We start from the raw sequence: 16316 nt of genomic DNA on the forward strand, positions 1-16316 counted from the left end.
CCTAGATTATTTTTTTATTTAAACTAGTTAATATATGTAATATTCTATAAAATTATGAAAATTCCTTCTATTATTGCAGTATTCCCATAAAAATGGAATAGAATTTAATTTGTAAAATAAAAATTTTATCATATTAAATTTTATGATATTATAAATAATTAGATAGAAGGAGGATAAAAATGAATATATATTTGGTGAGACATGGAGAAACTGAAAAAAATACTTTAGGAAAGTATTACGGAAATTTAGATGTTGGTCTTAATGAAAATGGAAAAATGCAATGTGAGCATTTAAGAGAAAAACTAAGAAATATAGAGTTTAATAAAGTTTATACAAGTAAAATGAAAAGAGCTATAGAAACAGCAGATATAATACTTAAAGATAGAAAAAAATCTATAGTAAAAGATTATAGATTAAATGAAATGAATATGGGAGAATTTGAAGGAAAAGATTATAAAGAATTAGAAAAATTATATCCAAAAGAATGGAAAACTTGGTGTGAAGACTGGAAAGAGTGTTCTCCACCTAAAGGTGAAAGTTACAAAGAATTTTATTTAAGAGTAAAAGAATTTATGGAGGAAGTTTTAAAAGAAGAGGTTGAAAATGTACTAATTGTAGCTCATGGAGGAGTTATAAAAAGTATATATACTTATATATTGGGAGGAGATTTTGATATTTTTTGGAAGGTATCCAGTAGAAATGGGGAATTATCTTTGATAAAATACGAGTATGGAAATTTATATTTAGAGTTTAAAGTTCCTATAGAATTTTAAATGAAAATAATGATTTAAGGAGGATAATATAATGGGTTCAGGTAGAGTTATATTGGTAACTGGAGGTTCTAGAAGTGGGAAAAGTTCTTTTGCTGAAGAACTTTTAAAAGATGAAGATGATGTTTTGTATATAGCAACTTCTATAGTAACAGATGAAGAAATGGAAGATAGGGTAAAAAAGCACAGAGAAAGAAGAAATCCACTGTGGGAAACCTACGAAGGATATTTAGATTTAGATAAAGCTGTAGAAAATAGTAATAAAAAATATATTCTGTTAGATTGTGTTACTATTATGACAACAAATATAATGTTTAAAGATGAAAAGGATTTAGAAGAAATATCTATGGAGGAAGTGGATAAAATAGCCGAAAGCATAAAACATGAATTCGATAAATTAATATCTAAAGTAAGAGAAGAAGATAAAACCATTGTAATGGTTACTAATGAAGTAGGGCTTGGAGTAGTTCCTGCTTATAAAATAGGTAGAATTTTTAGGGACACTGCAGGTTTTGTAAATCAACATATAGGTAAAAAAGCAGATGAAATTTATTTAGTGTGCTGTGGACAACCAATGAAAATAAAATAGGGAGATGACATTGTGAAATACATATATAATTTTTTATTAATGATACAATTTTTAACAAGGATTCCTGTAAAAAGAAGTTTACCATGTGAAAAAGAAGATTTCAGAAGGGGAGCAGCTATGCTTCCATTAATAGGACTAATTGTAGGTTTTATTCAGTGGGGAGGATTTTATATCCTATCTAAGATATTCCCAGCTAATATAACAGCTATATTTGTAATATTGATAGGAATGGTGTTAATAGGAGGTCTTCACCAAGATGGATTAGGAGACATATTTGATGGATTTTTTTCATTTAAAGGTGATAAAGAAAAGATAATCGAAATTATGAAAGATAGTAGAGTTGGAACTTTTGCTGTATTAGCATTAATATTTGATATACTAATAAAATATTCAGCCCTAAGTTTTATAATAGAAAACAATATGTCCTATGCCATAATAATTGTACCTGTAATAAGTAGATGTACTTTGGTTTTACTTTTCTTAATAGGAAAGAATGCTAAAAAAAATGGTACTGGAAATTTATTCATACAAAACATATCGCTTAAAGAATTTATTGTTAGTTTTATCTTTATGATAGTTCCATGTGTATTGTTAATAGGATATAAATATTCTGCTATAATAATTGCCGTAAGTTTTATAGTGACTTTAGTATTTTTAAATCTATGTAACAAAAAAATAGGTGGAATTACTGGAGACTGTTTGGGAGCTAATAATGAAATTGTGGAAATGTTTTCTATGCTAGTTTTAGTTGCTTTATTATATATAAATTAAACAAAAAAATGTTGACAAAATAGAATACATATATTAGACTTATACATGAAAAGTGAATACGAAAATATTCAGGCACCATTTTAGGTTTAAAAGGGAATGTGGTTTAATTCCACAGCAGCCCCCGCTACTGTAATTGAGGACGAATCTTCCACAAACCACTCTTTCAAAAAAGGGAAGGGGAAGGGGAAGAGGAGAGTGAATCATGAGCCAGGAGACCTGCCTGAATATGAAAGATATACTTTCGGCGGGAAAGTCTTTAGTAAATACGTTAGAATCCGGTCTTTGTACCGGTTTTATTTATAATGTTTATAAAGCAGGCTGAAAGGCCTGCTTATTTTATTTAAAAGCTGTGTTCTTCTAAAAAGTCCAGAGAATGAATTGTCAACCTCCTAGAAGACAACCTTCTATCAAACTCAAGGGCACAGCAGTTTTTTTACTAAAGATTAATAAAGAGGTGTTTAAATTGGCAAAAATAATGATACAGGGGACAGGATCCTCAGTAGGTAAAAGTATTTTAGTAACAGCATTATGTAGAATATTTAAGCAAGACGGATATACTGTATGTCCATATAAGTCACAAAATATGGCTTTAAATTCATATATAACTCATGATGGAAAAGAAATGGGAAGAGCTCAAGTGCTACAAGCATATGCTGCTGGATTAGAACCAGAGGCATATATGAATCCTATACTTTTAAAACCTACAGGAGACAAAAAGTCTCAAATAATATTCAATGGCGAAGTTTATGGAAATAGTACAGCTATGGAATATCATAATATGAAAACTAAATTTGGTAAGAAATTAAAAGAACAATTTAAAGATATAGAAGAAAAATTTGACATAGTGGTAATAGAAGGTGCAGGAAGCCCAGCGGAAATAAATTTAAGAGATAAAGATATTGTAAATATGGGATTTGCAGAAATGGTAGATGCACCAGTATTATTGGCAGGAGATATAGACAGAGGTGGGGTTTTTGCTTCATTAGCTGGAACTATGCTTCTTTTAACTGAAGAAGAAAAAAAGAGAGTTAAAGGAACTCTAATAAATAAATTTAGAGGAGATATAGAAATATTAAAACCAGGATTAAAGATGTTGGAGGATATTATAAAAAGACCTACTGTAGGTGTAGTTCCATATTTAAAACTTCAATTAGAAGATGAAGATGGAGCAGTAGAATTTAATAGAAATATTAATGCACCTATAGATATAGCAGTAATAAAACTTCCACGTATATCTAATTTTACAGATTTTGATGCATTGAAAATAGAAGAGGATGTTTCAATTAGATATATAACTACAAAAGAAGATTTTGGAAATCCAGATTTATTAATAATACCAGGAACTAAGAATACCATAGAAGATTTATTAGAATTGAGAAAATGTGGATTGGAAGATAAGATAAAGGAATATAGTAAAACAGGAACTGTTATAGGAATTTGCGGAGGATATCAAATGCTTGGTAAAACTCTAAAGGACCCTTATAAAGTTGAATCAGATGAGTTAGAAACAGAAGGTATGGGACTTTTAAATGTAGATACAGTTTTTGAAAAAGAAAAAATAACTACTAGAGTAAAAGCTAAATCAAAGGATACAGAAGTGTATGGATATGAAATACATATGGGAATATGTACTTATAAAGAAGGAGCCAAACCTTTATTTAGTATATATGATGAGAATGGTAAAAAGGTTAATAGACAAGATGGTGCTATTAATGAAAAAGAAAATGTTATGGGAACATACATACATGGAGTATTTGATGGGGTAGAATTTAGAGAGAAAGTATTAAATAATATAAGAAAAATTAAAGGGATAGAGGAGAAGAAAGCCATCCAATATGAAAATCTAAGAGAAAAGAACTTAGATATGCTAGCTGATTTAGTTAGAAAAAATGTAGATATGGATTATATATATAAAATAATGGGCATGTAAGAAAGAGGTGGTTTCCATTAAAACTTCAATTTTAATGGGATTAATTGATATAATAGTTGCGGTTTTATTAGATTTTTCAATAGGAGATCCTTATTGGTTTCCTCATCCTGTAATATATATAGGAAAACTTATAAGCTATTTAGAAGAAAAGGGAAGAAAATATTTTAAAAGTAGTAAAGGGCTTAAAATTTTAGGAGGACTAATTGTTCTTTCTATAATTACTGTGTCTTTTGGAATACCATTCTTGATTCTTTGGATAGTAAGAGACAGCTTTTGGATATATCATATTTTAAATATATTTATACTTTGGACTACTTTGGCAGCAAAATCTCTAAAAATAGAGGGAAAAAGGGTTTATTATGCATTAAAAAATGAAAATATTCAAGAAGCTAGGGAAAAATTGTCTTATATAGTTGGAAGGGATACAAGGGAGCTTACAAAAGAAGAAATAATAAGAGCTGATATAGAAACTATAATGGAAAATACTGCAGATGGTATAATAGCTCCACTATTTTATGGAATGATAGGAGGAGCACCTCTGGCTATGATGTATAAAGGCGTAAATACTATGGACTCTATGCTTGGATATATGAATGATAAATATATACATTTAGGTTTTTTTCCAGCTAAAGTAGACGATGTATTTAATTTTATACCAGCTAGGATTTCAGGTGTTTTGATATGCTTATCTGCGCCGGTAGTAGATGGGAGTATAATAAGAAGCTTTAAAATAATGCTAAGGGATAGGAAAAATCATAAAAGTCCTAATTGTGCATATCCAGAGGCAGCGGCAGCAGGTGCTATGGGCATACAAATTGGTGGTACTAATGTTTATTTTGGCAAAGTGGTATACAAACCGACTATTGGTGATAAAGTAAAAGATTTGCATTATGAATTGATAAATCATAGTGTAAAACTTATGTATGCCTCAGAAATACTTATGGTTATGATATATGCTCTTATAGTTTATAGTTTGAGGTGATAGCATGAAGCATGGAGGAGATATTTATACTGATGGGATATTAAAGGGAAAAGAACTTATAGATTTTAGTTCTAATATAAATCCTCTTGGTGTTCCTAAAAGTTTTACTGACAATATTCAAGAAGCTATAGATAATTTAAATAAATATCCAGATATAAAATATAGAAGATTAAAAGGTTATGTAGCAGGGTATGTAAATAATGGAGAAGTATTGTTTGGTAAATTTAAAAAAGATCCCAAATTTATAAAGGATGGGCATGGCAAGTTAGTAGACCAAAAGCATATAGTTTTGGGAAATGGAGCAGCGGAAATTATAGATTTAGTAATTTCTACTTTGAAAAAAGTAATGATAATAACCCCATCTTTTGGAGAATACGAAGAAAATGCTAAAAAGCATGGTTGCCAAATAGTTTATATAAATTCTACAGAAAATATGGATTATGACTACAAAGAAATATTTAATAATTTAAACAAAGTAGATGGAATTATTGTAGCTAATCCCAATAATCCAGATGGAAGGATTTTAAAAGAGGAAGAATTTAAAACTATATTAGATTATTGTGAACAAAATAATAAATTAGTTATAATTGATGAAGCCTTTATAGAGTTTGTGGGAGATATAAATAAGAGTTTTGTAGACAAAATAAGAAAATATAAATGCTTATTTATAATAAGAGCTTTAACAAAATTTTATGCTATGCCAGGAATACGATTTGGATTTGGAATTAGCCAAAATGAAAAAATTATAGAAAAGATTAAAAGTATGCAAAATCCTTGGAATATAAATGCTTTTGCAGAAGTGGCAGCAAAATATGTGTTAAAAGATGAAGAGTATATTAAGAAATCTTTAAAGTGGATAACAAAAGAAAGAGAAATCTTTTTAGAAGAAATAAGAAAAATAGAATTTATAGAAAAAGCTTATGATACCCATGGCAATTTTATACTTTGTAAATTAAAAGGTATAGATTGTGAATTATTATATAACCTTTGTTTAAAAGAGGGGGTTGTCATAAGAAAATGTGATAATTATAAAGGATTAGATAAGTCCTTTATAAGAGTTGCAATAAAAGATAGGTGTACTAATAAAATTTTAATAAATAAATTAAATAAATTATGGAGGGATTTTAAATGAAAAAAAACTTAACTTTTTTCATGGTAATTGCATTACTTTTTACAATTACCCCTAATGTTCATGCTATGCATATAGCAGAAGGATTTTTACCACCTATGTGGAGTGGAGTATATTTTGTAATATCCGCACCATTTGTAATCATAGGTCTTAAACAAATAAAAGAAAGGACAAAGGATAATAAAGATTTAAAAATGCTTTTAGGATTAGTAGCAGCATATGCATTTATACTTTCTGCTATGAAAATTCCATCAGTAAGTGGAAGTTGCTCTCATCCAACAGGTACAGGTCTTTCAGCAATAATTTTTGGACCTTTTATATCTGCAATTGTAGGACTTATAGTATTACTTTTTCAAGCTATTTTATTGGCTCATGGTGGAATAACAACTTTAGGTGCTAATACATTATCAATGGGTATTATAGGACCGATAGTATCATATTTAATTTATAAGGGACTAAAAAATAAAAACCAAAGAGTAGCAGTGTTTTTAGCAGCAGCTTTAGGAGACCTAGCTACATATTTTATTACATCAGTACAACTTGCATTAGCATTTCCAGCTCAACAAGGTGGAATAGCAGCATCTTTTACAAAATTCTTCTCAATATTTTCTATAACACAAGTTCCTTTAGCTATAATGGAAGGAATTTTAACTGTTATAATATTTGAATTTGTAATGAAATACGCATCAAAAGAAATAGAAGTATTAGGTGGTGTTAGAAAATGAAGAAAAGAACAATAAGTCTTTTATTAGTCTGTATACTTTTGGTAGTTGGTTCCTATTTAGTAGGAAGCAGTAAGAATGGAGAATTTGGTGGGGCAGATGACCAAATAGAGGATACAATAGCAGAAGTAAATGAAGAATATGAACCATGGTTTGAAAGTGTTTGGGAACCTCCATCTGGAGAAATAGAAAGTTTATTATTTGCACTTCAAGCAGCTATAGGTGCTGGATTTATAGGATATTATGTAGGAAAGAAACAAAATGCTAAAATTAATAATGGCGCTGTCCAAAAGGAATAAATTAACCTACACACATCCAATTGAAAAAGTGATTATATCAATTATGCCAATAATAATGATTGGGTTTACAAAAAATCCAATTATTATTATTGGCAATATAATCTTTTTTGTAATAATGCATAAAATGGCAGAAAATAACATGAAAATAGTATTGAAATTTACATCACATATAGCAGTTTTTGCCGCATTTTCATCTCTTACATTTGTATTTGATTATGGCATTAAATATGTGGGTATAATACTTCTTAAAAGTTTATCTGCGGGATTATGCTTGTCTTTTTTATCATTAACCACACCTATAGATCAAATATTATATCTAATTTCTAAAAATCAACACTTAAAGGACATGTGTGATATTGCAAAATCCATGGAAAGATTTTTGGTCCTTATAAATGAAGAATATAATATAATGTACCTATCTATGAAATCAAGAGGCGGATTTGGAACTTTTTCATCTAAAATAAAGGATACTGGAAAATTAGCAGCACTTTTATTTGTAAATACAATGGAAAGGTGGAAAAGTATAAAGGAATGTATAAATAGCAGATGTTATATAGGATATATGCCTTATTTTGGGCAAGACTTTATTTTATCTAAGAAAAATTTAATTTTAGCATGTTCATATAATCTATTTTTGATAATTTCCATTTTATTATTTAACAATGGGTTATAAATAGAGTATTATTTAATATGGAGTAATTTTATGGAGATGATAATTTTATGATAGGAGTCTTAGGAGTAAAAACTGAAGTGAAATTAGACATAAGAGAAAAACTTTCAATAATTCCTAAAAGATATGAAAATTCTCTAGCGAAATTGAAAGAAAAATGCGATGAAGTTGTGGTTTTGAGTACTTGTAATAGGACAGAAATATATTATAGGTGTAAAAAAGGTAATAAAAATATAGTCTCGGACATATTTAAAGCTTTAAATTGGGATGAAAATTACATAAAATATACTTTTCATTATAAAAGTTATGAAGCTATAAACCATCTTATGAGAGTTATTTGTGGTTTTGATTCTTTAATATTAGGAGAGGATCAAATATTAAGTCAAATTAAAGAAGCTTATGAAATAGCTTTAAGTAGTAAGAGTATAAATAGAGATTTAAATAAATTATTTCAAATAGCTATAACCTGTGGTAAAGAATTTAGAAATAAATCTAAATTATATAAAATACCTGTATCTTCTGCATCAATAGCAGTGAATGAAGGAAGAAAGCATGGAGCAAAAAAATTTATGGTACTAGGCTATGGAGCAGTTGGAAGTTTAGCGGTTAAATACATATTGTCTGGTGAGTTTGATAAATTATATATAGTTGTTAGAAATCCTTCTGTTGTGGAGTTAAAGGATGAAAAAATAAAGGTGATAAATTTTAATGAAAGAGGAAAATATTACAAAGATGTGGACTGTATAATAGGTTGTACATCAGCTCCCCATGTAGTAGTAGATGCATTTGAACTTCCTAAAACAAAGAGTATGGTAGTATATGATTTAGCAGTGCCAAGAGATGTAGATGAGGAAGTTAGATATATGAAAAATGTAAAATTATATGATATAGATAGTATAAGTTGTATTAATGATGAAAATTGTAGTAAGAGAGAGGACATTATGAACAATAATTTATTTATAATAGAAAAATATGAAAAAGAATTTGAAAAATGGAGAAAGACTTCGGAGATATCTCCACATATAGTTAATTTGAAAAAAAAAGGTGATGAAATTTATAAAAAAAGATTAAAAACCTTTAGAAATAAAAAAAATACAAAAGACTTAGATAAATTAGCAGAGACTATGCTTAAAAGCACATCTAATGCATACATAAATAAAGCCATTGAAGTATTAAAAGAAGAGCAATTGAAGGGAAGGGGAGAGGAGTGCTTAAAAATAATAGAGAAGATATTTTACTCCGCCCAATAGAGTATTCTTTTATATCCTTATTATCTAATAAAACAAAAGTACTAATAGTAGGAGGAGGAAGAGCAGGCTTTATAAAGGCTAAGACTCTTAGTAAAAATGGATGCAATGTAAAAGTTGTAAGTAAAAGTTTTTCTAAAGAATTCAAAGAAATAAAAAAACTATCAAATGTGGAGTTAATAGAAGGTGAATATAAAAAAGATTATATACAAGAAAATCACTTAATAATAATTGCAGTAGAAGATGAAAGTATTAATGAAATTATAAGAAAGCATTGCGATGAACAATGCAAATTATATTTAGATTGTTCACATTTTGAAAGAGGACTTTTTGTAGTACCTTGCCAAAGGAGTACTAAGACAACAAGCTTTGGTATAAATACTAAAGGAGGAAGCCCTAAAACTGCTAGATATTTAGCAGATAAAATAAAAGAAAATCTAATAGATAAGGATTCTTTTATAGAATATAGTTATGACTTAAGAAATAGCATAAGTGAATCTAAAGATAGGTCTATAATAATGAATTTTGTAGCCTCAGAGGATTTTTATTTTTTTTATAGTACAGGTAAGCATGAAATTATATTAGAAATGTTTTTTGGAGGTAATTATTTTGAAGTTAATAGTAGCCACAAGAAGGAGTATTTTAGCACAAACTCAAACGGATTTAGTAATAAGGGAAATAGAAAAAAATAATGAAGTAAAATGTGAAAAACTTTTAATTCAAACTTTAGGAGATAAAATATTAGATAAAACATTAGATAAAATAGGAGGTAAGGGTCTATTTATAAAGGAAATAGAAAAAGCTTTATTAGATGGAAAAGCTCATATGGCAGTACATAGTATGAAAGATGTTCCCTACGAAGTGCCTTCTATGTTTTATATAGGAGCTATTCCTAAAAGAGAAGATGTAAGAGATGCTTTTATATCTAGAGATGGTACAAAGTTTATGGATTTACCATCAGGAGCAAAAATAGGAACTAGCAGTAGAAGAAGAGCTAGTCAACTTAAACTTTTAAGACCAGATATAGAAGTTGTTCCTATAAGGGGTAATGTTCAAACAAGATTAAGAAAAATAGAGGAAATGAATTTAGCAGGAACCATTTTAGCTGTATCTGGATTGAAGAGATTAAACATGGAAGATGTTATTACAGATTATTTTAGTCCAGAGGAAATGGTACCAGCTATAGGGCAAGGAGCTTTAGGTATAGAAATAAAAAAATATGATGATGTCATTGATTATATAAAGGATATAGATTATGAAGAAACTAGAATATGTGTAGAGGGCGAGAGAAGCTTTATGGAAGCTTTAAATGGAGATTGTCACTCTACTATAGGAGCTCATGCCATAGTTGAAAATGATTTAATGCATATTACAGGTATATTTGAAGTTAATGGAAAAATTGTAAAGAAAGATATTGAAGGTAATAAAGAGGACTATAAACAATTAGGAAAAATGCTAGCGGATAAGATAATAAAGGCCTAAGGAGGGAGATTATGGGTAAAGTATATCTAATAGGAGCAGGACCAGGAGATGAAGAACTTATAACAGTAAAGGCTATTAGAATGTTACAAAAGTGTACTGCTGTTATGTATGATAGATTAGCAGGACCAGGATTTTTAAAATATTTAAATAAAGATTGCGAAATTTACTACTGTGGTAAAGAACCAGGTTGTCATTATAAAACTCAAGATGAAATAAATGAAATGCTTGCAAAACTAGCTAAAAAAGGACACATAGTTGGAAGAGTAAAGGGAGGAGATCCCTTTATATTTGGTCGTGGAGGAGAAGAAATATTAAGACTTTTAGAAGACAATATAGAGTTTGAAGTAATACCAGGAATAACTTCAGCCATAGCTGTTCCAAACTATGCAGGAATTCCAGTAACTCATAGGGCTATATCTCAAGGTTTTCATGTATTTACAGGTATGACCGCAGAAAAATTGAATATAGATTGGAAAGCCGTTGCTAATGTAGGTGGCACATTAATATTTTTAATGGGATACAGAAATTTAGATATAATTCGCAATAGATTAATGGAAAATGGAATGAGAGGGAATACTCCTTGTGTAATTATAATGAGAGGAACCACTGCCAAACAAAAAAAAGTAGTGGGAACTTTAAAGGATATTTCAGAAAAAGCTGAAAAAAAAGGTGTAAGTTCTCCTTGTATAATACTAATTGGAGATGTAGTACAATTTAATGATAAATTTAATTGGTATGAAAAGAAAAAACTTTTTGGCAAAAATATATGTGTAACTCGTTCTAAAGGTCAAGCAAAAGAATTAAGAGAAAAATTATCAGATTTAGGTGCACAAGTTACAGAAATAAATGCTATTAAAATAAAAAGTAGAGAAGATGAATTAGAAAAGTATTTAGGTAGATTAAAAGATTATAAATTTATAGTTTTAACTAGTGTAAATGCAGTAAATATACTTTTCGATTATTTAATGAAAAAAGAATATGATATAAGAAATATAAAAGCAAAATTTGCAGTAATAGGACCTGCTACAGAAAAAGCATTATTAAAAAGAGGTATAAAAGCGGACATAATTGCTAAAGAATTTGTAGCAGAGGATTTAGTTAATGAATTAAAACCTTATTTAAACGACAATGATAAAATATTTGTACCTCACTCCAAACAAGCTAGACAGTATTTAGTAGAAGCTTTAAAAGAAAGAGGATGTAATGTAGAAGAAGTTTATAGTTATGAAGTGGTTAAAGGAGATGTTCCTAATTTAGAAATATTTGAGGATGTGGATATAGTTTTATATACTAGTCCAAGTATAGTTAGAAACATGATAAGTATAGTAGGTTTAGAAAAACTTAAAGAAAAAACTTCAATAGCTATAGGACCTATAACAGCTAAGGAATTAGATAAAAATGCCATAGATTATATTGTATGTGATGAATATACTACAGATGGAATGATAGAAAAACTTTTAACTTTATAAAGGAGACGTGAAAATTATGAACTTTAGAAGGCAAAGAAGGCTTAGAAAAAATGAAGCCATAAGAAGTATGGTAAGAGAAACTGTATTAACTACAAATGATTTTATATATCCTTTATTTGTAACAGAAGGAGAAAATATAAAAAATGAAATAAGTTCTCTACCAGGTAATTATCACTATTCCATAGATAGATTAAATGAAGCTATTGAAGAAGTTGTAAAAGCAAAAATAAAAGGAATAATATTATTTGGAATACCAAATAAAAAAGATGAAATAGGTAGTGAAGGATTTAGTGATGAGGGTATAATTCAAAAAGCTATAAGAAAAATAAAAGAATTATCTCCTAAACTTTATGTAATTACAGATGTGTGTATGTGTGAATATACAAGTCACGGACACTGTGGAATAATTCATGGAAATGATGTGGATAATGATGAAACTTTAGAATACCTAGGAAAAATTGCCCTATCCCATGCAAAGGCAGGAGCGGATATGATAGCACCTTCTGACATGATGGATGGAAGAATTGCATTTATAAGAGATGTATTAGACAAAAATGGGTATAAAGATATACCAATAATGAGCTATAGTGCAAAATATTGTTCAGCTTTTTATGGACCATTTAGAGAGGCTGCGGATTCAGCACCACAATTTGGAGATAGAAAAACTTATCAAATGGATCCTGCTAATATAAGGGAAGCTATGATAGAAGTTGAAAATGATATAGAAGAAGGAGCAGACATTATAATGGTTAAACCAGCTCTACCTTATTTAGATGTTATAAGATGGGCGAAGGATAAAACCAATGTACCAATAGCTGCTTATAATGTAAGCGGAGAATATGCCATGGTAAAAGCTGCAGCTAAAATGGGATGGATAGATGAAAAAAGAGTAGCTATGGAAATGCTTCTTTCTATAAAAAGAGCAGGAGCAGATATGATAATAACTTATTATGCTCTACAAGCATCAAAATGGTTAGGAGAGGATAAGTGTGAATAATTTAGAGATATTTAGGGAATCAGAAAAATATATGCCCGGTGGAGTTAATAGCCCTGTAAGAGCTTTTAGCAATGTATCTATAAATCCACCAATAATAAAAAAAGGATTAGGTTCCAGAATAGTTGATGAAGAAGGAAAAGAATACATAGACTTTGTTGCTTCTTGGGGACCTATGATATTAGGACACAATGATCCAGAAGTAGTAGAAGCTATACAAAATACTGTAAAAGATGCTATAAGCTTTGGTGCACCAACTGAGTTGGAACTTAAATTAGCAAAGCATATGGTAGAAACTTTAGATAATATAGATATGGTTAGAATGGTTAACTCTGGTACAGAAGCTACTATGAGTGCTATAAAATTGGCAAGAGGATATACAAAAAGAGATAAAATAATAAAATTTGCTGGATGCTATCATGGTCACTTTGATGGATTTTTAGTTGAGGCAGGATCTGGGGTATTAACAGAAAGAATACCAGGATCACCAGGAGTACCAAAAGGTAGTATAGAAAATACATTAATCGCTCAATACAATCACATAGATACAGTGGAAGCACTTTTTGAAAAGTATCCAGAAGAAATAGCAGCGGTAATAATAGAACCTATTGCTGGAAATATGGGAACAATTCCAGCTAAACCTGAATTTTTACAAAAACTTAGAGAGGTTTGCACAAAGCAGGGAGCACTTTTAATATTTGATGAAGTTATGACTGGATTTAGAGTAGCTTATAAAGGTGCTCAAAGCAGATATGGTATTAAACCAGATTTAACAACTTATGCAAAGATAATGGGAGGAGGACTTCCAAGTGGTGCCTATGGAGGAAGGAGAGACATTATGGAAAAACTTTCACCAATAGGACCTGTATATCAAGCAGGAACTATGTCAGGAAATCCAGTAGTTATGGCAGCGGGATACACTACTTTAAAGAAACTTTATGATAACCCTTCTTATTATGAACATATGGAAAAAGTAGGGGCAGAACTTCAAAAGGGTATAGAAACAGTTGCTAAAGAAAAGGGACTTCCTGTAGTTGTAAATAGATGCGGTGCTATGTTAACACCTTTCTTTACAAAAAGAGAAGAAGTAGTGGATTATGAAGATGCTAAGTCCTGTGATACAAAGCTTTACGGAAGATTTTTTGAACATATGATAAACAGCGGAATATATATAGCACCATCACAATTTGAAGCTACTTTTATAGGGGTTAAGCATGATGTATACGAAATTGAAAGATATTTAGAAGCTATGAGAAAATTTTAATAGGAGTTAAATTATGAAAAGTATAGTTATATCATCTAACAGTAGTGGTGGAGGTAAAACCACTATTTCTGTTGGAATTATGAAAGCTTTAATGAAAAAGGGATTTGATGTTCAAGGATATAAAGTTGGACCAGATTATATAGATCCAGCTTTTCACAGCAAAATAACAGGAAAACCTTCTAGAAATTTAGATATATACCTTATGGAAGAAGAAGGAATAAAAGCTTCTTATTCTAGGGGAAAAGGAGACTTAGGTGTTGTAGAAGGAGTTATGGGTCTATATGATGGCAAAGGAATAGATTCTAAATACTCTACAGCCCATGTAGCTAAAACATTAGGACTACCTGTAGTTTTAGTATTGTCTCCAAAAGCTCAAAGTGCAACATTATGTGCAGAGATAAATGGACTTATGAACTTTGAAGAAATAAAAATAGGTGGAATAATACTAAATAATATATCAGAAAGCTACTATAATCTTTTAAAAGCGGCTATAGAATACAATTGTAATGTTAAAGTTTTAGGATATATTCCAAAGGATGAAAGATTAAAAATAGGAAGTAGACATTTAGGACTTATACAAAGTAGTGAAATAGAGGATTTAGAGGAAAAGATAGATATATGTAGTGAACATATATTAAAAAATGTAGACATGGAGGAACTTTTAAAAATATTTAGAGAAACACCTGTATATGATGATAATTTGCGCTTAGAAAATGAGGATTTAAAAATAGCAGTGGCTTATGATAAAGCTTTTTCCTTTTATTATAGAGATAATATAGAACTTTTAGAAGATCTAGGAGAAGTTATTTATTTTAGTCCTTTAAATGATAAGGAATTACCAAAAGATATAGATTTTCTTTATATAGGTGGTGGATATCCTGAGGTATTTATAGAAGAACTTTCTAAAAATAAATCCATGTTAAAAAGCATAAAAGAAGAATTAGATAAAGGACTTAAATGCTATGCGGAATGTGGAGGTCTTATGTATCTTACAGAAGCTATAGAAAATAATGAAGGCTTAAAAGGAAATACTGTAGGATATTTTAAGGGAACTTCTAAAATGACAAAAAGACTTCAAAACTTTGGATATGCTCAGTTAGAAGTATGTAAAGAAAATAAAATATTTCCTAAAGGTCTTACAATAAACTGTCATGAATTTCATAAATCCATTGTGGAATTAGATGAAAAAACAATATTTAAAATAAATAAAACTATGTACAATGGTGAAACAAAAAATTGGCATTGTGGATACATAAAAGGTAATACCATAGCAGCTTATGCCCATGTGAATTTCCTAGGAAATATAGAGTTTTTAAAAGCTTTATTAAAAAAATAAAAGTCCGTATGAAAGAAGGGGTTAAAGTGATTGAATATGTAAAAAAACCTATGGAAATAGAAGAAAAGAGTTTTGAAATAATAGGAAGCGAAATGAAAAGAAAAGACTTTACAGAAGAAGAATTAAAAATAATAAAAAGAACCATACATACTACAGGGGATTTTGACTATGAAAATATAGTTTATATAAAAGAAGGGGCAATAGAAGAAGCTTTAGAATTATTTAAAAAGGGAATAACTATTTATACAGATACTAATATGGCTAAGGCTGGAATTAACAAGTCAGCATTAAAAAAATTAAACTGTAAAGTAGAGTGTTTTGTTTCCAATGAAGAAGTAGCTAAAATAGCTAAAGAAAGAGGAATAACTCGTTCTATGGCAGGAGTGGAGAAAGCAGTAGAAGATGGTGTGGAATTCTTTGTTTTTGGTAATGCACCAACAGCATTATTTAAACTTATAGAATTAACTAAAGAAGGGAAAGCTAATCCTAAATTTATAGTAGGTTCCCCAGTGGGATTTGTAGGAGCAGCAGAATCAAAGGAACAATTAGAAAAATCATTAGATGTACCTATGATTACAGTAAGAGGCAGAAAGGGAGGAAGTAATGTAGCTGCGGCTATTATAAATGCCCTTATGTATATGATAGTAGATAGAAAATAAGTA

General features: G+C 29.4%; 17 protein-coding genes and 1 riboswitch. All 17 genes read left to right on the forward strand.

Annotated elements, in window-relative coordinates; genetic code table 11:
* Positions 1–179: 179 nt before the first annotated feature.
* The 17 genes from cobC (at position 180) to CKV72_RS02950 (ending at position 16313) form a co-directional block, all read left to right on the forward strand.
* Positions 180–773, forward strand: coding sequence for an alpha-ribazole phosphatase (gene cobC / locus CKV72_RS02870; protein ID WP_095177429.1), 594 nt, complete (start codon positions 180–182; stop codon positions 771–773).
* A 31-nt stretch (positions 774–804) separates the two neighbouring features.
* On the forward strand, positions 805–1359 hold the full coding sequence (gene cobU / locus CKV72_RS02875; protein ID WP_095177430.1) for a bifunctional adenosylcobinamide kinase/adenosylcobinamide-phosphate guanylyltransferase: 555 nt from the start codon (positions 805–807) through the stop codon (positions 1357–1359).
* Positions 1360–1371: 12 nt separating this feature from the next.
* Complete coding sequence (cobS, locus tag CKV72_RS02880) at positions 1372–2130, forward strand: adenosylcobinamide-GDP ribazoletransferase (protein WP_095177431.1); 759 nt, start codon at positions 1372–1374, stop codon at positions 2128–2130.
* 53 nt (positions 2131–2183) lie between these two features.
* Positions 2184–2368, forward strand: a riboswitch (cobalamin riboswitch).
* Between the two features lie 225 nt (positions 2369–2593).
* Positions 2594–4060 (forward strand): cobyric acid synthase, encoded by a 1467-nt coding sequence (locus tag CKV72_RS02885; protein WP_089863185.1) that lies wholly within the window; start codon positions 2594–2596, stop codon positions 4058–4060.
* A 34-nt stretch (positions 4061–4094) separates the two neighbouring features.
* Positions 4095–5042 (forward strand): adenosylcobinamide-phosphate synthase CbiB, encoded by a 948-nt coding sequence (gene cbiB, locus CKV72_RS02890; RefSeq protein ID WP_095177432.1) that lies wholly within the window; start codon positions 4095–4097, stop codon positions 5040–5042.
* A 4-nt stretch (positions 5043–5046) separates the two neighbouring features.
* Positions 5047–6174, forward strand: coding sequence for a pyridoxal phosphate-dependent aminotransferase (locus tag CKV72_RS02895; protein WP_095177433.1), 1128 nt, complete (start codon positions 5047–5049; stop codon positions 6172–6174).
* Positions 6171–6896 carry an energy-coupling factor ABC transporter permease gene (locus tag CKV72_RS02900; protein WP_095177434.1) on the forward strand — a complete coding sequence of 242 codons (726 nt, stop codon included), beginning with the start codon at positions 6171–6173 and terminating at the stop codon, positions 6894–6896. The genes CKV72_RS02895 and CKV72_RS02900 overlap by 4 nt, the downstream gene beginning before the upstream one ends.
* Complete coding sequence (locus tag CKV72_RS02905; RefSeq protein ID WP_095177435.1) at positions 6893–7192, forward strand: energy-coupling factor ABC transporter substrate-binding protein; 300 nt, start codon at positions 6893–6895, stop codon at positions 7190–7192. The genes CKV72_RS02900 and CKV72_RS02905 overlap by 4 nt, the downstream gene beginning before the upstream one ends.
* Positions 7155–7865, forward strand: coding sequence for a cobalt ECF transporter T component CbiQ (gene cbiQ / locus CKV72_RS02910; protein WP_095178354.1), 711 nt, complete (start codon positions 7155–7157; stop codon positions 7863–7865). The genes CKV72_RS02905 and cbiQ overlap by 38 nt, the downstream gene beginning before the upstream one ends.
* Positions 7866–7912: 47 nt before the next feature.
* Entirely contained in the window at positions 7913–9112 is a 1200-nt protein-coding gene (gene hemA, locus CKV72_RS02915) for a glutamyl-tRNA reductase (RefSeq protein WP_095177436.1), read from the forward strand.
* Positions 9070–9801: an NAD(P)-dependent oxidoreductase gene (locus CKV72_RS02920; protein WP_095177437.1), complete on the forward strand. Its 732-nt coding sequence runs from the start codon at positions 9070–9072 to the stop codon at positions 9799–9801. Before hemA ends, CKV72_RS02920 begins: the two co-directional genes overlap by 43 nt.
* Positions 9719–10591: a hydroxymethylbilane synthase gene (gene hemC, locus CKV72_RS02925; RefSeq protein ID WP_095177438.1), complete on the forward strand. Its 873-nt coding sequence runs from the start codon at positions 9719–9721 to the stop codon at positions 10589–10591. The genes CKV72_RS02920 and hemC overlap by 83 nt, the downstream gene beginning before the upstream one ends.
* A gap of 11 nt (positions 10592–10602) precedes the next feature.
* Positions 10603–12060 (forward strand): uroporphyrinogen-III C-methyltransferase, encoded by a 1458-nt coding sequence (cobA, locus tag CKV72_RS02930; protein WP_095177439.1) that lies wholly within the window; start codon positions 10603–10605, stop codon positions 12058–12060.
* A 16-nt stretch (positions 12061–12076) separates the two neighbouring features.
* Positions 12077–13057, forward strand: coding sequence for a porphobilinogen synthase (gene hemB, locus CKV72_RS02935; RefSeq protein ID WP_089863166.1), 981 nt, complete (start codon positions 12077–12079; stop codon positions 13055–13057).
* The gene (hemL, locus tag CKV72_RS02940) at positions 13050–14318 is read left to right on the forward strand and encodes a glutamate-1-semialdehyde 2,1-aminomutase (RefSeq protein ID WP_089863165.1); all 1269 of its coding nucleotides are present in this window, start codon (positions 13050–13052) and stop codon (positions 14316–14318) included. The genes hemB and hemL overlap by 8 nt, the downstream gene beginning before the upstream one ends.
* Positions 14319–14331: 13 nt before the next feature.
* Positions 14332–15654 carry a cobyrinic acid a,c-diamide synthase CobB gene (locus CKV72_RS02945; protein WP_095177440.1) on the forward strand — a complete coding sequence of 441 codons (1323 nt, stop codon included), beginning with the start codon at positions 14332–14334 and terminating at the stop codon, positions 15652–15654.
* Positions 15655–15680: 26 nt separating this feature from the next.
* A complete protein-coding gene (locus tag CKV72_RS02950) occupies positions 15681–16313 on the forward strand; it encodes a precorrin-8X methylmutase (RefSeq protein ID WP_169712341.1) in 633 nt (210 codons plus the stop codon).
* Positions 16314–16316 lie beyond the last annotated feature (3 nt).

The organism is Clostridium cochlearium, assembly GCF_900187165.1.
GTDB classification, from domain to species: Bacteria; Bacillota; Clostridia; order Clostridiales; family Clostridiaceae; genus Clostridium_G; species Clostridium_G cochlearium.

What these genes read in the sequence shown, in the direction of transcription:
- cobC (WP_095177429.1), top strand. Translation starts at nt 180, where the DNA reads ATGAATATATATTTGGTGAGACATGGAGAAACTGAAAAAAATACTTTA.
- cobU (WP_095177430.1), top strand. Translation starts at nt 805, where the DNA reads ATGGGTTCAGGTAGAGTTATATTGGTAACTGGAGGTTCTAGAAGTGGG.
- cbiB (WP_095177432.1), top strand. Translation starts at nt 4,095, where the DNA reads ATGGGATTAATTGATATAATAGTTGCGGTTTTATTAGATTTTTCAATA.
- CKV72_RS02895 (WP_095177433.1), top strand. Translation starts at nt 5,047, where the DNA reads ATGAAGCATGGAGGAGATATTTATACTGATGGGATATTAAAGGGAAAA.
- CKV72_RS02900 (WP_095177434.1), top strand. Translation starts at nt 6,171, where the DNA reads ATGAAAAAAAACTTAACTTTTTTCATGGTAATTGCATTACTTTTTACA.
- CKV72_RS02905 (WP_095177435.1), top strand. Translation starts at nt 6,893, where the DNA reads ATGAAGAAAAGAACAATAAGTCTTTTATTAGTCTGTATACTTTTGGTA.
- cbiQ (WP_095178354.1), top strand. Translation starts at nt 7,155, where the DNA reads ATGCTAAAATTAATAATGGCGCTGTCCAAAAGGAATAAATTAACCTAC.
- hemA (WP_095177436.1), top strand. Translation starts at nt 7,913, where the DNA reads ATGATAGGAGTCTTAGGAGTAAAAACTGAAGTGAAATTAGACATAAGA.
- cobA (WP_095177439.1), top strand. Translation starts at nt 10,603, where the DNA reads ATGGGTAAAGTATATCTAATAGGAGCAGGACCAGGAGATGAAGAACTT.
- hemB (WP_089863166.1), top strand. Translation starts at nt 12,077, where the DNA reads ATGAACTTTAGAAGGCAAAGAAGGCTTAGAAAAAATGAAGCCATAAGA.
- CKV72_RS02945 (WP_095177440.1), top strand. Translation starts at nt 14,332, where the DNA reads ATGAAAAGTATAGTTATATCATCTAACAGTAGTGGTGGAGGTAAAACC.